The following is a 17,713-nucleotide window of genomic DNA, read 5'->3' on the forward strand; positions in this document are numbered from 1 at the left end:
GCCCTGTGGGCCGCACGGAAGCCGTCGCGCTGGATCTGGGCGATCTCGCGGTCTTTCCGCAGATTGTCCTCCAGCACACCGTTCTTGCGGCCCTCAGCCTGCGTGTACTCCGTATTATAGATGTCCATCGCCAGCGCCGTCCCGCGCTCCTTCGCGAGGCGGATGCCCTCGGCATCGATCAGGCTCGCATGTTCGATCGTGTCGATGCCGGCGCGAATCGCCGCCTTGATGCCGGACGTGCCGTGCGCGTGCGCGGCGACCTTCACGCCCCACATGTGCGCCTCGTCGGCGATGGCGCGAAGCTCGGCCTCCGAAAGCTGCTGCTGGCCGGGTTCGGTATTGCGCGAGAAGACGCCGCCCGTGGCGCACACCTTGATGACCTCTGCGCCATACTTCCGCTGCTCGCGCACGCGCAGGCGTAGTTCGTCGGGCGAATCGCCCACGGCCTCGCCCTTGCGGCCGAAGGACGGCGGATAGAAGGTCTCGTCGCAGTGGCCGCCGGTCGCGCCGAGCGCGTGTGCGGCCGGGACGATGCGCGGCCCGATGGCGAAGCCTTCCTCGATCGCCTGCTTGATCCCGACGTCCGAATAGCCCGCCGAGCCGACGTTGCGCACGGTCGTGAAGCCTGCCTCCAGCATGTCCCGCGCGTTCGCAGCGCCCACCACCGTCCAGAAGCTGTCGGTGAAGACGAGGCTGTTGTAGCCGCCGTAGACGGGCGAGCTATCGAGATGGACGTGCATGTCGATGAGCCCGGGCAGGATCGTCATGCCGGGCAGGTCGATGCGCTTCGCGTCCGCCGGGATGCTCGCACCGCCGGAAACCGAGACGATACGCCCGTCGGTGATGACGACCACCGGATTCGCGAGCGTCTTGCCCCCGACGACATCGACCATGCGGTCCGCCGTCACCACAACGGTTTCCGCCTGCGCCGCGCCCGAAAGCAGCGCGGCGGCAAGTGCCAGTTTCAGCATTTCACCCCCCCTTTGGATGCGAAGGCTCAGTCCTTCGCGCCGTGGCAGTGCTTATACTTCTTGCCGGAGCCACAGGGACAGGGCTGATTGCGGCCGACCGCAGCGCTCTCCGCCATCAGGGCGGGATCGGCGGCGAGCGAATCGTTTTCGCCCGTGAACGGGTCGATGTGCGTCGTCAGAAACTCGGGCGGCGTGCGCGGCAGCGGCGGGGGCGCCATTTCGAACTGCGCGTGGGAGAGCATCCGCGTCACCTCCTCGCGGATGTTGACGAGCATCCGCTCAAAGAGCGCGAAGGCTTCCTGCTTGTATTCGTTGATCGGCTGCTTCTGCGCATAGGCGCGCAGGTGGATGACGGCGCGGAGCGCATCGAGCGTCGCGAGATGCTCCTTCCAGTGATGGTCGATCGCCTGCAGGAGGAAGCTCTTCTCGATCTGCGTCCACGTTTCGGCCGGGATGTTCGCGGTTTTCGCTTCAAGCGCGTCCTTCGCGGCCTGCTCGATGCGCTCGATGAAGATCTCCTGATCGACGGCCTGCTCCCCGATCCAGTTCTCGACGGGCAGGTCGAGCGCGAACAGGCGCCCAAGATCGGCCTTCAGCCCTTCGACATTCCACTGTTCGGGGTAGGTTCCGGCCGGGCAGTGCAGCGAGACGAGATCGTTCGCGGTTTCGGTGCGCATATCGGCGACGACGTCGCCGAGCGTTTCCGAATCCATCACGTCTGCGCGCTGCTCGTAAACGACCTTGCGCTGGTCGTTCATCACGTCGTCGTACTGCAGAAGCTGCTTGCGGACATCGTAGTTCCGCGCCTCGACCTTCTTCTGCGCGGTCTCGATCGCCTTCGAGATCCACGGGTGGACGATCGCCTCGCCCTCCTCCAGCCCCGACTGCATCATGCGATTCAGCATCGACTGCTGCCCGAAGATACGCAGCAGATCGTCATCAAGGCTGAGATAAAAGCGCGAGAAACCCGGATCGCCCTGCCGGCCCGAGCGGCCGCGCAGCTGATTGTCGATGCGCCGGCTCTCGTGACGCTCGGTGCCGAGCACGAACAGTCCGCCGGCCTGTTTCACGGCCTCGCGTTCGGCGGCGATCTCCTCGCGGATGCGCTCGATCTCGCGCTCCTTCTCGGGGCCCTCCGGCATGGAGGAAAGCTCGTCCTCGACCCGGAACTCGACATTACCGCCGAGCTGGATATCGGTGCCGCGGCCCGCCATGTTGGTGGCGATGGTGACGGCGCCGAGACGGCCCGCCTGCGCGACGATGCGGGCTTCCTGCTCGTGGAAGCGCGCGTTCAGCACGCTGTGCTCGACGCCCTCCTTCGTGAGATACTCGGAGAGCATTTCCGACTTTTCGATGGAGACGGTGCCGACGAGCACGGGCTGGCCCTTCATGCTCGCCTCGCGGATCGCCTTGACGATCGCGCCGTACTTGTCCTGCGCGTTCTTGTAGAACTCGTCGTCGACGTCGATGCGCTTCACGGGCACGTTCGTCGGGATCTCGACCGTGTTCAGCTTGTAGATGTCGTAGAATTCGGCGGCTTCGGTCGCCGCCGTACCGGTCATGCCGCCGAGCTTGGGGTACATGCGGAAATAGTTCTGGAAGGTGATCGAGGCGAGCGTCTGGTTCTCCGGCTGGATCTCGACGCCTTCCTTGGCCTCGACCGCCTGATGCAGACCGTCCGACCAGCGGCGGCCGTCCATCATGCGCCCCGTGAACTCGTCGATGATGACGACCTTGCCGCCCTTCACGATATAATCGGTGTCGCGGCGGAAGATGATGTTGGCCTTGAGCGCCTGATTGAGGTGGTGGACGACCTGCGTGTTCTCGAAATCGTAGAGATTCTCCCCGACGAGCAGCCCCGCAGCCTCGAGCGCGCGCTCGGCGGCCTCGGTGCCGTCTTCGGTGAGCGTGATCGACTTCTGCTTCTCGTCAACCTCGTAGGCGTCCTTCGGCAGCACCTTCACCACGGCGTCGACCGCGACATAAAGGTCGGTCTTGTCCTCGGTGGGGCCGGAGATGATGAGCGGCGTGCGCGCCTCGTCCACGAGGATCGAGTCGACCTCGTCGACGATCGCGAAGTTGAAAGGCCGCTGCACCATCGACTCGCGCGAATATTTCATGTTGTCGCGTAGGTAATCGAAGCCGAATTCGTTGTTGGTGCCGTAGGTGATGTCGGCAGCGTAGGCGGCACGGCGGGTCGCCTCGTCGAGGTTCGGGACGATGACGCCCACGGAAAGCCCCAGGAAATTGTGGATCTTGCCCATCCAGCCGGAGTCGCGGCGGGCGAGATAGTCGTTCACCGTGACGACATGGACGCCCTTGCCTTCGATGGCGTTGAGGTACGTGGCGAGCGTCGCCACCAGCGTCTTGCCCTCGCCGGTGCGCATCTCGGCGATCTCGCCCCGATGCAGCACGATGCCGCCGATGAGCTGCACATCGAAATGCCGCATCCCGAGCACGCGCTTGGAGGCCTCGCGCACGGTGGCGAAGGCTTCGGGGAGCAGCGCGTCCAGCGCCTCGCCCGCGGCAATGCGCTGACGGAACTCATCCGTCTTCGCCTTGAGCTGGTCGTCGGAGAGCGCCTCGAACGTGGCCTCAAGATCGTTGATCTTGCGGACGATGGGAGAGAGCGACCGAACGTAGCGATCGTTAGAAGAGCCGAAGATACGCTTCGCGAGCGCGTTAAAACCCAGCATGAAGGACCTTGTGCGCAAAGGGCGGGGCCGCACAGACCGGCCCCAACATCGCCGCCGACATAGGAACGGCGCGCTTTATAGTCAATGAATGCGGGTTTCGGGAATCTGTGGCTCGACCGGTTTCGGTGCGCGCGGCACCTGCCAGCGGTATGTCTCCACCCGTTCGTAGGCGACACCCCTGCCGCCATAGCGTTTGGCTTCGAAGCGCTTCGTGCGGCGCAGTATCGCACATGTCCTGGCATCCAGTTTCGCGTAGCCACTGGACCGAAGCACCCGGCATTCTGCCACCCGCCCATCGGTATCAATCTTCAGGCTGACGTCCACGACACCATCTGCTGCTGCCGTCGCCTCCTGAGGCAGCAGGATGATACCGAGAAAGATCAGGCAAAGGCGCATCAAGGGCCGCTCTATTCCGAGCGCCAAAGATAAGCCGCCGATCATCGCCGTTTAATTAACCCGCGCCGCCAACGCGTCGATGATCGGGCATTCGGGGCGGGAATCGCCGTGGCAGCCCTTTGCAAGATGGATGAGCGTGCGGCGCATCGCCTCGATCGCCTTCATCTTCTCGGCGAGCGCCTCGGCCTGCTGGAGCGCGAGGCGTTTCACGTCGGCGCTGCTGCGCTCCCGGTCTGACCAGAGGGCCAGAAGCGTGCGGATTTCCTCGATGCCGAAGCCGAGGTCGCGCGCGTTGGCGATGAAGCGCAGGCGGTGGACATCGTCCTCGCCATAGTCCCGGTAGCCCGAGTCCCGGCGCGGTGGCAGCGGGATGAGGCCGATACCTTCATAGTGGCGGATCATGCGCTGGCTGACGCCGCTTTTCTTCGATGCCGCACCGATGTTCACAGTCTCACCCCTCTCAACCTGAGCGCATTGCCGATTACCGTGACCGAGCTCAGCGACATGGCCGCCCCGGCGATCATCGGGCTCAGCAGCAGCCCGAACACCGGATAAAGCACGCCCGCCGCGATCGGAACGCTCGCCGCGTTGAACACGAACGAGAAGAACAGGTTCTGCCGGATGTTGCGCATCACCGCGCGGCTGAGCCGCCGGGCGCGGACGATGCCGCGAAGATCGCCCTTCACGAGCGTCACGCTGGCGCTTTCCATCGCGACGTCGGTACCCGTGCCCATCGCGATGCCGACGTTCGCAGCGGCAAGCGCGGGGGCGTCGTTGATGCCGTCCCCAGCCATGGCCACGATGCGCCCCTCGGCGCGCAGGCGCTCGACGGCTTTCTGCTTGTCGGCGGGCAACACCTCGGCGATCACTTCGTCGATACCGCCGATCCGCTTCGCCACGGCTTCGGCGGTTTTCCGGTTGTCGCCGGTGAGCATGACGATGTGCAATCCTTCACGCTTGAGCGCGGCAATCGCCTCCGCCGCGCTGTCCTTCACTGGATCGGCGACGGCGAGAAAGCCTGCGAAGACGCCATCGACCGCGAGGTACATCACGCCCTCGCCCGCCGCGCGCCGGGCATCGGCCTTCGCGTCGAGCGCGGACGTATCGAGGCCCCCCATCATCGCGCGGTTGCCGAGCATCACGCGGCGGCCATCCACCATCCCCGAGACGCCCCTGCCCGTTTCGGACGCGAAATCCGAAACATCGCCGAGGGCAATGCCGCGCTCTTCCGCGGCATCGACGATGGCGGCGGCAAGCGGATGTTCGCTGCCGCGTTCGACCGAGGCGGCGAGACGCAGCATCGTGTCCGGGTCAGCGCCTTCGATGCCGACGAGGCGCGGCTTGCCCAGCGTCAGCGTGCCGGTCTTGTCGACGACGAGCGTGTCGACCCTTTCCATGCGCTCCAGCGCTTCGGCGTTGCGGACAAGCACGCCCGCCGCCGCGCCGCGCCCGGTGCCGACCATGATCGACATCGGCGTCGCGAGCCCGAGCGCGCAGGGGCAGGCGATGATGAGCACCGAAACGCCCGCGACGAGCGCGTGGGCGAGGCGCGGCTCCGGCCCCACGAACAGCCACACGGCGAAGGCAAGGATGGCGACCAGCACGACGGCGGGCACGAACCAGCCCGAAACCGTGTCGGCGAGGCTCTGGATCGGTGCGCGCGAGCGCTGCGCTTCCGCCACCATGCGGACGATCTGCGCAAGCATCGTGTCGCTGCCCACGCGCGCCGCGCGGACGACGAGCATCCCGGTGCCGTTCACTGTCGCGCCCGTCACCGCGTCGCCGGGCGCCTTTTCGGCGGGCAGCGACTCGCCCGTCAGCATCGATTCGTCGACCGACGAGCGCCCCTCTTCGACGATGCCGTCCACGGGTATCTTCTCGCCGGGGCGCACGCGCAAGAGGTCCCCGACGGCGATGTGACCGATGTCCACATCCGCCTCGCCCCCGTCCGGTGCTATCCGGCGCGCGTGCTTCGGCGCGAGGCCGAGCAGCGCCTTGATCGCTTTGCCGGTCGCGGCGCGGGCACGCAGCTCGAGCACCTGCCCGAGCAGCACGAGCGCAACGATCACCGCTGCCGCCTCGAAATACACGGGCACCTGCCCATGCACCATCAGGCTTTCGGGGAACAGGCCGGGCGCGAGCGTCGCGACGACGCTGTAGGCATAAGCCACCCCGACGCCGAGGCCGATGAGCGTGAACATGTTGAGATTGCGCGTGCGGAGCGACTGGAGCGCGCGCTCGAAGAACGGCAACCCCGCCCACAGCACGACCGGCGTCGCGAGCGCGAGCTGGACGAAGCTCATCGTGCGCATCGGCAGCAGGTGCCAGCCGAGCATATCCGTGCCCATCGCCAGCACGAACAGCGGCAGCGCGAGCGCGGCGGCGACCCACAGGCGCCGCGTGAAATCGATCAGCTCAGGGTTTGGCGCGTCGTCCAGTGACGGCGACTCGGGCTCCAGCGCCATGCCGCAGATCGGGCACGTACCCGGCCCGTCCTGCCGAATCTGCGCGTGCATCGGGCAGATCCACATGGCGCCGGGCGCCACGGTTGCGGGGTCGACCGGCATACTCTGTTGATGATCGTGGTGTTTGCAGCAATCGGACACTGAAAATCTCCTCTTGCCGGCACATTGAACCTTTACACGATGTGAGGGTCAAGAGCCCCTTGACCTTATCACGGTGTCAAGGTGCAAACCTGCCTCCATGAACGGACTCTCCCTTTCCCGGCGCGCGCTGATCGGCGGTATCGGCGCGACGGCTCTCTTCCCTGCTTGGGCACGCAGCGGCACGCCCGGGCTGGCATCAATGCTTTCCAGCCCCGAGATTCGGCTGAACGTCGGCCACACGCCCTTCACCGTCGGCGGCCGCACCGGCCACGCGGTGACCGTGAACGGCACGCTGCCCGCGCCGCTCATCCGTTTGAAAGAAGGCCAGACCGCGCGGCTGATCGTCGCCAACCATCTCGATGAAGACACCTCGATCCACTGGCACGGCCTGCTGCTGCCCTTCCAGATGGATGGCGTACCGGGCATCAGCTTCCCCGGCATCGCGCCGCATTCGAGCTTCACCTACGAATTTCCGGTGATCCAGTCGGGCACCTATTGGTACCACAGCCATTCGAACCTGCAGGAGGCGATGGGCCACTACGGCCCCATCGTCATCGACCCGGCGGACGCCGATCCGGTCGCCTACGACCGCGAGCACGTGATCGTGCTTTCGGACTGGAGCTTCATGCATCCGCACGCGATCATGAAAAAGCTGAAGCAGGACGCGGAGTTCTTCCGACGCGACAACCCCAACTTCGCCGAGCTTGCGGCAGGCAGGGGCCAGAGCCTGAAAGAGCGGCTGGAATGGGGCGCGATGCGCATGAGCCCCGCCGACATTTCGGACGTGACGGGCGCCACTTACACCTATCTCGTGAACGGCCACGGTCCTGCGGAGAACTGGACCGGGCTCTTCACGCCCGGTGAGCGCGTAAGGCTGCGCATCATCAACGCGTCGGCGATGACCATCTTCAACGTCCGCATCCCCGGCCTGCCCATGACCGTGGTGAACGCGGACGGCGAGAACGTGCGGCCGGTGGAGACCGACGAACTGCAGATCAGCGTCGCCGAGACCTACGACGTGATCGTGACGCCGGGGGACGCCGCCTACACGCTCGCCGCCGAGAGCGTGGACCGCTCCGGCATGGCGCGTGCGACGCTCGCGCCCCGTATGGGCATGAGCGCGCCGGTGCCGAAGCTGCGCGAACGCCCGACGCTTTCGATGAAGGACATGGGTCACGGCAGCGGCGGCGACCACGCCGCAATGGGGCATTCCATGAAGATGCGCGACCCGGAGAATGCGGCGCGCGCGGGCGTGAAGCTCAGCCCCGGCGTCGATATGATCGCGCCGATGCCCGTGGACCGCGTCGGCGATCGCGGCCTTGGCCTGGAGGACGAGACGCACCGCGTGCTCGTCTATACCGATCTTGTCGCGCTGGCGCCGAACCCGGACACGCGGCCGCCTTCGCGCAGCCTCGAAATCCACCTGACGAGCAACATGGAACGCTACATGTGGTCGTTCAACGGCGAGCAGTTCAGCCCGGTGACCGAGCCGTTCCGCTTCGAACGCAACGAGCGCGTGCGCGTGACGCTGGTGAACGACACGATGATGGCGCACCCCATCCACCTGCACGGCCATTTCTTCGAAGTCGTGAACGGCCACGAGGGCCACCACCCGAGGAAGCACACGGTGAACGTGCTGCCCGGCGGCAAGGTCTCCTTCGACCTCACCGCCGACGCGCCCGGCGACTGGGCCTTCCACTGCCACCTGCTGATGCACATGCACCTCGGCATGTTCAACGTGGTGACGGTGCGGCCCATGGATGGTGCGGGAGACGCGGCATGAAGCGGCTGATCGCTCTCCTCCTGATCGGCACCGCTGGCCCGGCTTTCGCGCAGGACCATTCGCAGCATCAGATGCCCGCCGACGATCCGCACGCGGGCCATGTCATGCCGCAGGCAGATGACCCTCATGCCGGCCATGCGATGCCGCAAGCCCAGGATCCCCATGCCGGGCACGTCATGCCGCAGCCGGCAGCGGACCCGCACGCGGGGCACGGCGCCGCCCCTTCCGGCCCCGCCATCCCGAAAGGCCCGCCGCCCGCCGCAGCGACCTCCGGCGCGGCCCATGCCGCCGACGCCGTGTTCGGCGCCGACACGATGGCCGCCGCGCGCGCCGCACTCTACAAGGAAACGGGCGGCATGACGGTGGCGAAGACCATCGTCGATCGGCTTGAAGCCGGGTTCGGGAAAGGCCACGAGACTTATTTGTGGGACGTGCAGGGCTGGATCGGCCGCGACATCGACAAGTTCTGGTGGAAGACCGAAGGTGAAGGCGCCTTCGGCGGCGCGATCGAATCCGCCGAGGTGCAGGCACTGTGGAGCCACGCGGTCGGCCCGTTCTTCGATCTGCAGGCGGGCGTGCGCTACGACATCCGCCCGGAGCCGGACCGCGCGCACGCGGTGATCGGCATCCAGGGCCTCGCGCCCTACAAGTTCGAGGTGGACGCCGCCGTCTTCCTCTCCACGAAGGGCGACGTCACCGCGCGCATCGAAGCCGAATACGACCAGCGGCTGACGCAGAAATTGACCCTGCAGCCGCGCATCGAGGTGGAGCTTTCGGCGCAGGACATCCCCGAATACGGGATCGGCGCGGGCCTCTCCGCGATCGAGGCAGGCGCTCGGCTCGGCTATGAATTCGTGCCGCAGTTCCGGCCCTATGTGGGCGCCGAATGGCACCGGAAGATTGACGACACGGCGGATTTTGCGCGCGCGGCGGGCGAAGACGTGGACGCCGTGCGCTGGCTCGTCGGCGTGCGCACCTGGTTCTGAGCGCGAGAGCGTCGGAATTTTTAACAGTTCTTACGGAGTCGTAACAAAGCCTGACTCCGTATCGCGCAGAACGCCGCAAATTTTTCCCGCATGGCATGTGCATTGCATGGTTAACTTTATCAAATTGTTGCTTTGCTTGGAGAAAAAATATGAACATTTTGAAAGTCGCCACGGCGACCGCCCTGCTGGGCATCACCGCTTTCGCCGCCCCCGCCAACGCCGGCCTCGTTTTCGACGTCGATCAGGGCGGCTCCAGCCTCACCGTGGACACGAGCAGCTGCCTCGGCTGGTGTGGCGTTTCCAGCGGCCTCTCGTTCGGGAGCGACTTCTCGTTCTCACTTGAGGAAGGCGAAGGCTACACGTTCAACTTCGGCCAGATCACGCCGAGCGGCTTCGGCGCGGGTCACGCCACCTTCACCGCGACGCTTGCGTTCTTCGAGCCGATCGCCGGTTCGGCCTCTTCGGGCGGTGAAGCCTACTACATCACTGCTGGCGGCATCATCACCGGCGGCTCGCTGGTTTGGGACGACATTTCCACGATCGTCACTGCAGACGGTTCCGAATTCACCGTGGACTTCCACGACCTCGCCGGCATCGATTTCTTTGCGCCAATCGGCGTGAAGGCAACGGTGAAGGCCGTGAAGGTCGTCGCGCCCGTCGAGGTACCGGAGCCGGCCGCGCTTGCGCTCTTCGGTCTCGGCCTCGTCGGCCTTGGCGCCGCGCGCCGCCGCAAGGCCGCGTAAGCGACAGCTTCGTCACGCAAAGGCGCCGCCGGAGACTTCTCCGGCGGCGCCTTTCGTTTGGGCCTGCGGCATACTGTCCAAAATCACGGCCCGCTCGTAAATTCGCGGCGCACCTACTATATTCCATGCATGTCCGGACCCGCCCCCTTCAGCTACGCGATCGAAATCAGCCCCGCCGATATTGACTTCATGGGGCACGTGAACAACGCGAGCTACCTGAAATGGGTGCAGGACGCCGTGCTAAGCCACTGGCAGCGCTTCGCGCCCGCCGAGGCGGTCGCCGCGCACCTCTGGGTCGCGCTGAAGCACGAGATCACTTATCGGCGCCCCACCTTCCTCGACGACGAGGTGATCGCCACGGTGCTCCTTGAAAAGGTGCATGGCGCGCGAGCGTTCTATGAAACGATCATCAAGCGCGGCGAGGAGGTGCTCGCCGAGGTGAAATCGAGCTGGTGCTGTGTGGACGCGGAAACACTGCGCCCGGCACGGCTCGCCGAAAACGTCATCGAGCGTTTTTTCGGCAAACCCTGACCGATCAGATCTCTATCCGCGAGAACCCCTCGCGGAGCGTGCGGCTCCACGCTTCAGACATGGCGGAGAAACCCGGGTCGCCCGGCTCGAAACGATGAGCTTCCGAGACCTTGAACTCGTCCTTGCGCAGCACGGTGAGATCGAGCGGCATCCCGACGGACAGGTTCGAACGCAGCGTCGAATCCATCGACAGCAACAGCGCCTTGCGCGCGTCGTCGATCGGCATGTCCTTCCTGACCACGCGGTCGAGGATGGGCTTGCCGTACTTGTGCTCGCCGATCTGCAGGAAGGGCGTGTCTTCCGTCGCCTCGATGAAATTGCCTTCCGGGTAGATCAGGAACATGCGCGGGCCGCCGCCCTTGCGCTGCCCGGCGAGGATCATCGAGGCGCTCGCCCCCTGCTTCATGCGTTCAAGCTTTTCGGAAACCTCGGACGTGACCTGCGAAAGCGTGTCGCCAACGATGTGCGCCACCTCCAGCATCGTTGAGGCCTTCATGATCGAAGGCGTTTCGGTCTGATCGGGATCGTCGATCGCGTCGCGCAGACGCGCGATCACCGTCTGGGTCACCGAAAGGCTGCCTGCGGTCGTCAGCGCAATCACGCGCTCGCCCGGCTCCTCGAACACGAACATCTTCTTGTAGCTGGCGATGTTGTCGAAACCGGCATTGGTGCGCGTGTCCGAGAGGAGCACGATGCCATCGTTGAGAAGGACGCCGACGCAGTATGTCATGGTGCTGCAACCTTTATTGCTGCACCGCGGTAACCGCAACGGTCACGTCGAGATCTTCGTTCGCGGTACCGAACGAGACGCCCCGGATCGGCGCTGCAGACACCGAATCGGTGCCCGAGCCGAGGCGGATATAGCGTTCGTCGGGGCAGCAGCGGTTGGCCGCGTCAAACCCCACCCAGCCCAGCCCCTCGATATGAAGCTCCGCCCAAGCGTGGCTCGCCTCGTGTGCAACGCCGTCAGCATTGGCGAAAAGGTAGCCCGACACATAGCGCGCGGGAATGCCGACCGACACCGCACAGGCAATGAGCGCGTGCGTGTGATCCTGGCAGACGCCCAGCGCAAGCGCGAGCGCTTCGGCCGCCGTCGTGTGCGCGTGTGTTTCGCCCGGCGCATACACGATGCCGTCGGCGACGGCGGCGGAGAGGGCGTGCGCGCGGTCGAGACGGGCGGGTTCGGGAATACCCGAGACAGCCTTTGCCGCAAGTTTCCTGAGCGCGGCATCCGGCCGCGTTGCGCGCGTCGTGCGAAGGTAGACGCGCGGCGAGATGCGTTCGGCGTGGTTTTTGAGGACGCCTGCGAGATCGACGGTTTCGACCGTACCCGTCACATGAATATCGACCGCCTCGACCGCGCCGTGGATCGACATGGTCCGGATCGTATCCCCCGCCCCATCCGTGAAGGGCTGCGAGAAGCGGCCTCCCTCCACCTCTACCTTCCAGTCGAGCGTGCGTTGACCGGCAAAGCGCGAAGGCGTGAGGCGATGGCTTTGCACAACCTGACGGATCGGCGCGGCGTAGCGGTAGCGCGTGACGTGCGAGACGGAGAGACGCATCACCGCCCTCCGAACAGGTATGTGTCCGCGATCTCGCTGCCAAGCGCGGCAGTGCGGCGGATGTGGCTGGTGAGGAATTCGTGGAGACCTGAAAGGACGATGTCGTCGATATCGGCGTCGGCAAGTTCGGCGAGGATCGTGCGCGCGGTCTGGTGCGGCGTCGTGCGCTGGCCGTAGGCGCGGGAGAGGCGCGCGAGGTGGTAGTTCACCTGCTCCGCGCAGTGGATGAGCGAACGTGGGCAGGATTTGTTGAGAAGGAGGAAGTGCGCGATCTTCCCCGGCGTGTAATCCCCGCCGTAAGCCCAGTGGAAGGCGCGGAACACCGACATGGCGCGCAAGAGCGTCGTCCACTGGTAATTATCGATGCCGCCGCCGACACGGTCCGTCACCGGCAGCAGCACATAGTATTTCACATCAAGCATCCGCGCCGTGTTGTCGGCACGCTCGATGTAATAGCCGAGGTTCATGAAGTCGTAGCCGTCCTGCTGCAGCTGCGTGTTCTCGATGGCGCCGCGCAGCAGCGCCGTCTGCCGCTTCGTCCAGTCGCAGAGCGTCATCAGGTCGGCCCGGCCCGGCCCGCGCCGTTCGAAGGCCTTCATATCCTGGAAGGCGCCGTTCAGCGCATCCCACACTTCGCTGGTAACGGCGGTGCGCACGACGCGCGCATTGTCGCGCGCGCGGGCGATGCAGTTTGCGACCGAGGAGGTGTTCTCGCGATCGAAAAACAGAAACGCTTCCACAGTGGCGGGCGTAGTCTCCCCGTAACGTGAGGCAAACGCGGCCGCGCCGCCTGCGGCAGCCAGGATCGACGCCCAGTCATTCTGGTGCCCGGCGCCCGCGGAAGGCATCAGCGCGATGCGGTAGCCGACCTCCAGAAGCCGCGCCATCGTCTCGGCCCGCTCCATGTAGCGGGTCATCCAGAACAGGTTCTCGGCAGTGCGGCTCAGCATGGTCATTCAGTCCGCCAGCACCCACGTGTCTTTCACGCCGCCGCCCTGCGAGGAGTTGACCACGAGGGACCCTTCGCGAAGCGCGACGCGCGTCAGCCCGCCCGCGCAAAGATGGATGCGTTCGCCGACAAGGCAGTAGGGTCGGAGGTCGACATGACGCGGCGCGAGGCCGGACTCGACATAGGTTGGCGTCGTCGACAGCGACAGCGTCGGCTGCGCAATGAATTCCGATGGGTTGGCCTTGATGCGCCGCGCATAGGCCTCGACCTCGGCACGCGTCGCAGCGGGCCCGACCAGCATTCCATATCCGCCCGAGCCGTGGACTTCCTTGACGACGAGATCGGAAAGATTCCCGAGCACGTAGGCGAGATCGTCGGGATTGCCGCACTGCCACGTCGGCACGTTCGCCAGCACCGGCTCCTCGCCGAGGTAGAAGCGGATCATCTCCGGCACGTATGTGTAGATCGCTTTGTCGTCCGCCACGCCCGCGCCCGGCGCCGAAGCGATCGCGACATTGCCTGAGCGGTAAACGTTCATCAGCCCCGGCACGCCCAGCATCGAATCGGGGCGGAAGCACAGAGGATCGAGGAAGTCGTCGTCGATGCGGCGGTAGATCACGTCGACGCGCTTCGGCCCCATCGTCGTGCGCATGTAGACATGGTCGCCGTCGACGAAGAGATCCTGCCCCTCGACGAGTTCGACGCCCATCTGATCGGCAAGAAACGAATGTTCGTAATAGGCGCTGTTGAGCGAGCCCGGGGTGAGCAGCACGACGGTCGGCTCGCCTTTGCAGCTTCCGGGCGCAACGCTCATCAAGGTGCGGCGCAGCTGGTTCGGATAGTCGTCGACGGGCTCGACACGGTTCCGCTGAAAGAGATCCGGGAACATGCGCATCATGATCTCGCGGTTCTCCAGCATGTAGGAGACGCCCGACGGCGTGCGGCAATTGTCCTCAAGCACGAAGAAATCGGTGGGGCCTGTTCGCACGATGTCGACGCCGACGATGTGGCTGTAGATGCCGCGCGGCGGCTGGATGCCCACGACCGCAGGCTCGTAAGCGGCATTCTGGAAGATGCGTTCCGCCGGGATGCGTCCGGCGCGGACGATCTCGGCGCGGTCGTAGACGTCGCGAAGGAAGGCGTTCAGCGCCTGCGCGCGCTGCTTCACGCCGCGCTCCAGCCGCCGCCATTCGTGCGCGGTGAACACGCGCGGAAAAATGTCGAAAGGAATGAGCCGTTCAGGATCGCCGCCTTCGCCATACACCGCGAAGGTGATGCCGATGCGGCGGAACAGGGCGTCAGCCTCGGCGCGCTTCAGATCGAGGAGTTCCGGCGGCATGTCCGACACCCAACCGGATAGGTCGAGATAGGGCGCGCGAACCGTTTCTCCATCGTACATTTCGTTGAACGTCGAAATGTGTTTCCCCTTTGAACCTGCGCTCCTTCGTCTCTGCTCGCCGCTTGGTCGTTATCGTTGGACCGGAGCCTAACGTGGTGGAATCCGGTTGGCGAGTCCCCTCTTGCGGCTCGACCAAAACGCCGCAGTGGCCTAAACCGGCAGCAGTTCCATTCACGAGGACAATGATGCACGACCGTTCGCCGCTGGCCCCCGAAAAATTCCCGAAATTGCCCGACATCGAAGGCGTGCGCCTCGCGACCGCCCGCGCGGGATACAAGAGCTGGGACCGGGCCGACATGCTGCTCGGCGAGTTCGCGGAGGGCACCGTTGTTGCCGGGCTGACGACGACATCGAAGTGCCCCTCGCCGGAGGTCGAATGGTGCCGAAGCGCGCTTCCCCAGGGCAAGGCGCGCGCACTCGTCGTGAACGCGGGCAACTCGAACGCCTTCACCGGCCGCCGCGGCAAGGCCGCGTGCGACATGATCCTCGAAACGGTCGCTGGCGAACTCGGTGTGGCGCAAGACGAAATCTTCCTCGCCTCGACCGGCGTGATCGGCGTGCCCCTTCCCGAGGACAAGGCAAAGGACGGCCTCCGGCAGGCGTTCAGCAAGCTCTCGGTGGGCTCCGACGCCAGCTGGCTGCACGCCGCCTCGACGATCATGACGACCGATACGTTTGCGAAGGGCGCCGGCGCCACCGCCATCATCGGCGACCGCACCGTCGCGGTCGTCGGCATCGCCAAGGGCTCGGGCATGATCGCGCCCGACATGGCGACGATGCTCGCCTTCGTCTTCACCGACGCTGCGGTCTCCCCCGCGTACCTGAAGACGATGCTGGCAGCGGCGACCGACCTCAGCTTCCACGCGATCACCGTGGACAGCGATACCTCAACGAGCGACACGCTCCTCGCCTTCGCGACCGGCGCCGCGAAGAACGCCGAGATCACCGGACCCGACTCGCCGGGCGCCGCCGCGTTCCAGGCCGCGCTCACGCAGGTCTGCCGCGACCTCGCGCAGCAGGTGGTGCGCGACGGCGAAGGCGCGCAGAAGCTGATCGCCGTGAACGTGGAAGGCGCAACAGACGACGCCTCGGCAAAGCGCATCGCGCTCTCGATCGCGAACTCGCCGCTCGTGAAGACGGCAGTGGCGGGCGAGGACGCCAACTGGGGCCGCGTGGTGATGGCGGTCGGTAAGGCCGGCGAACCCGCCGACCGCGACAAGCTCTCGGTGCGCTTCGGCAATACAGTGGTCGCAAAGGACGGGATGGTCGTCGACGGCTACGACGAGGCGCCGGTCGCCGCGCATCTGAAAGGTCAGGAGATCGAGATCGGTGTAAACATCGGCCTTGGGCAGGGCCGCGCCACGGTCTGGACCTGCGACCTGACGCACGGCTACATCTCGATCAACGCCGACTATCGGAGCTGACATCTTCGCTGCGTGACGGCGCGCCCGCGCGCGGCTATGAGCGCCGGGCCATGTCGTCTGCGTCCTCCCGTCCTGCGATCGCATTCATTCTCGCCGTCGCCGTTCTCGACGTGATGGCGATGGGGCTTGTGATCCCCGTGCTCCCCGCCCTCATTGAGGGTTTCGCGGGGTCCGAGGCGGCGGCCGGGTACTGGAACGGCATCATGGTCGCGATCTGGGCAGGGATGCAGTTTCTCTGCTCGCCGATCATCGGATCGATCTCCGACCGCTACGGGCGCCGGCCGACGATCCTGATTTCGACCGCCGGCCTGACGCTCGACTGGATTCTGATGGCACTGGCACCAGACCTCTGGTGGCTCGCCGTCGGCCGCATGATCGGCGGCATAACCTCTTCAAGCTTCACCGCCGTATTCGCCTACATGGCCGACATCACCGCGCCCGAAGAGCGCGCGCGGGGCTACGGCCTTGTCGGCGCGGCGTTCAGCGCGGGGTTCATCGCCGGACCGCTGATCGGCGGCGTGCTCGGCGAGATCAGCCCCCGCGCGCCCTTCTGGGCGGCGGCGGCGCTCTCTGGCATCACCTTCCTCTACGGCCTGTTCATCCTGCCCGAATCGTTGCCGCGCGAGCGGCGCATGGCGTTTTCATGGACGCGCGCGAACCCGTTCGGCGCGCTGAAGCTGCTGCGCTCGCATCCGGAGCTGTCCGGCCTCGCGGTTGTGAACTTCCTCCTCTATTTCGCGCACCACGTCTTCTCCGTGGTGTTCGTGCTCTATGCCGCGCACACGCACGGCTGGACGCCGATGTACCTCGGTTTCGCGCTGGCGCTTGCGGGCATTCTGGAAATGATCGTGCAAGCGATGCTGGTAGGACCCGCGGTAAAGCGCTGGGGCGACCGGCGCACGATGGTGGCGGGGCTGGTGATGGGGAGCCTCGGCCTTGCAGGCATGGGCCTTGCGCCCACCGGCTTGCTGTTCACGCTCGCGCTATTCCCGAACGCGCTCTGGGCGCTCGCGATGCCGACGCTGCAATCGCTGATGACGCGCCGCGTTTCGGAAAGCGAGCAGGGCCAGCTGCAGGGCGCGAACATGAGCGTCGGCAGCATCGCTGGCATCGCCTCGCCGCTGTTCTTCGGCTGGATGTATGAAATGACCGTGGGTGATGCGCCAGGCGTCAGCTTCCTGATCGCGGCGGGCATTCTGGCGACCGGTGCGCTGCTGGCGGCATTCGTCAGCCGCCGCGCGGCGTTGGCGGAGGCTGCTTAGCCTCCGCCCTCAACCGTTCAGGCGAGCTCGCCGACGAGCCAGTCCTTGATCATCGATTTCGGCTGCGCACCCACCTTGGTGGCGGCGGGCTTGCCATCCTTGAACAGGATCATCGTCGGGATGCCGCGAATGCCGAACTGCGAGGCAAGCTCGGGATGATCGTCGGTGTTGAGCTTGGCGATCGTCACCTGGTCGCCGAGTTCCTCCGAAAGCTCCTCGAGCGCCGGCGCGATCTGCCGGCACGGGCCGCACCACGGCGCCCAGAAATCAACGAGAACCGGCTTTCCGGCGTTTGCGACCTCGGCCTCGAAATTTTCCGGGGTGATGGCGGTGGAACCCATGACAAGTCTCCGAACAACAATGCGTAGCGCGCAATCTGGTGCGTAGCCGCGCACGCTTCAAGCT

General features: G+C 65.7%; 16 protein-coding genes. 6 read left to right on the forward strand and 10 right to left on the reverse strand.

The window, feature by feature from the left end; translation table 11 throughout:
* The 5 genes from H2052_RS13050 to H2052_RS13070 form a co-directional block, all read right to left on the reverse strand.
* Nucleotides 1-971: amidohydrolase family protein (locus H2052_RS13050; RefSeq protein ID WP_293782368.1), on the reverse strand; the 971-nt coding region annotated here is incomplete at its 3' end.
* Between the two features lie 26 nt (nt 972-997).
* Nucleotides 998-3,667 (reverse strand): preprotein translocase subunit SecA, encoded by a 2,670-nt coding sequence (gene secA / locus H2052_RS13055; protein ID WP_293782370.1) that lies wholly within the window; start codon nt 3,665-3,667, stop codon nt 998-1,000.
* An 81-nt stretch (nt 3,668-3,748) separates the two neighbouring features.
* Complete coding sequence (locus tag H2052_RS13060; protein WP_293782372.1) at nt 3,749-4,108, reverse strand: energy transducer TonB; 360 nt, start codon at nt 4,106-4,108, stop codon at nt 3,749-3,751.
* 6 nt (nt 4,109-4,114) lie between these two features.
* Nucleotides 4,115-4,510 (reverse strand): Cu(I)-responsive transcriptional regulator, encoded by a 396-nt coding sequence (gene cueR, locus H2052_RS13065; protein ID WP_293782374.1) that lies wholly within the window; start codon nt 4,508-4,510, stop codon nt 4,115-4,117.
* Entirely contained in the window at nt 4,507-6,630 is a 2,124-nt protein-coding gene (locus H2052_RS13070; RefSeq protein ID WP_293782523.1) for a copper-translocating P-type ATPase, read from the reverse strand. The genes cueR and H2052_RS13070 overlap by 4 nt, the downstream gene beginning before the upstream one ends.
* Before the next feature lie 136 nt (nt 6,631-6,766).
* Between H2052_RS13070 and H2052_RS13075 the strand changes: the two genes are divergently transcribed.
* The 4 genes from H2052_RS13075 to H2052_RS13090 all read left to right on the forward strand — a co-directional run bounded on the left by H2052_RS13075 (nt 6,767) and on the right by H2052_RS13090 (nt 10,712).
* Complete coding sequence (locus H2052_RS13075; protein WP_293782376.1) at nt 6,767-8,452, forward strand: copper resistance system multicopper oxidase; 1,686 nt, start codon at nt 6,767-6,769, stop codon at nt 8,450-8,452.
* Complete coding sequence (locus H2052_RS13080) at nt 8,449-9,438, forward strand: copper resistance protein B (RefSeq protein WP_293782378.1); 990 nt, start codon at nt 8,449-8,451, stop codon at nt 9,436-9,438. Before H2052_RS13075 ends, H2052_RS13080 begins: the two co-directional genes overlap by 4 nt.
* A 149-nt stretch (nt 9,439-9,587) precedes the next feature.
* Entirely contained in the window at nt 9,588-10,181 is a 594-nt protein-coding gene (locus H2052_RS13085) for a PEP-CTERM sorting domain-containing protein (protein ID WP_293782380.1), read from the forward strand.
* A 129-nt stretch (nt 10,182-10,310) separates the two neighbouring features.
* On the forward strand, nt 10,311-10,712 hold the full coding sequence (locus H2052_RS13090; RefSeq protein ID WP_293782382.1) for a thioesterase family protein: 402 nt from the start codon (nt 10,311-10,313) through the stop codon (nt 10,710-10,712).
* Between the two features lie 4 nt (nt 10,713-10,716).
* On the opposite strand, the gene H2052_RS13095 is transcribed toward H2052_RS13090, so the two are convergent.
* From H2052_RS13095 to H2052_RS13110, 4 genes are read right to left on the reverse strand one after another with little or no spacing between them, the layout of a single operon-like run.
* Nucleotides 10,717-11,442, reverse strand: coding sequence for a peptidase (locus H2052_RS13095; RefSeq protein ID WP_293782384.1), 726 nt, complete (start codon nt 11,440-11,442; stop codon nt 10,717-10,719).
* Between the two features lie 13 nt (nt 11,443-11,455).
* A complete protein-coding gene (locus H2052_RS13100; RefSeq protein WP_293782386.1) occupies nt 11,456-12,274 on the reverse strand; it encodes a transglutaminase family protein in 819 nt (272 codons plus the stop codon).
* Complete coding sequence (locus H2052_RS13105; RefSeq protein ID WP_293782388.1) at nt 12,274-13,230, reverse strand: alpha-E domain-containing protein; 957 nt, start codon at nt 13,228-13,230, stop codon at nt 12,274-12,276. Before H2052_RS13105 ends, H2052_RS13100 begins: the two co-directional genes overlap by 1 nt.
* Nucleotides 13,231-14,622 (reverse strand): circularly permuted type 2 ATP-grasp protein, encoded by a 1,392-nt coding sequence (locus H2052_RS13110; protein ID WP_293782390.1) that lies wholly within the window; start codon nt 14,620-14,622, stop codon nt 13,231-13,233. It abuts the gene before it with no gap.
* A 185-nt stretch (nt 14,623-14,807) separates the two neighbouring features.
* Between H2052_RS13110 and argJ the strand changes: the two genes are divergently transcribed.
* Nucleotides 14,808-16,046, forward strand: coding sequence for a bifunctional glutamate N-acetyltransferase/amino-acid acetyltransferase ArgJ (gene argJ, locus H2052_RS13115; RefSeq protein ID WP_293782392.1), 1,239 nt, complete (start codon nt 14,808-14,810; stop codon nt 16,044-16,046).
* Between the two features lie 50 nt (nt 16,047-16,096).
* On the forward strand, nt 16,097-17,308 hold the full coding sequence (locus H2052_RS13120; RefSeq protein ID WP_293782394.1) for a TCR/Tet family MFS transporter: 1,212 nt from the start codon (nt 16,097-16,099) through the stop codon (nt 17,306-17,308).
* 17 nt (nt 17,309-17,325) lie between these two features.
* Here H2052_RS13120 and trxA read toward each other — a convergent pair whose 3' ends face one another.
* Nucleotides 17,326-17,649, reverse strand: a complete 324-nt coding sequence (gene trxA, locus H2052_RS13125) for a thioredoxin (RefSeq protein ID WP_121047226.1) — start codon at nt 17,647-17,649, stop codon at nt 17,326-17,328.
* Nucleotides 17,650-17,713 lie beyond the last annotated feature (64 nt).

Origin of the sequence: Sphingosinicella sp. (assembly GCF_013911755.1) — a bacterium.
Lineage (GTDB): Bacteria > Pseudomonadota > Alphaproteobacteria > Sphingomonadales > Sphingomonadaceae > Sphingosinicella.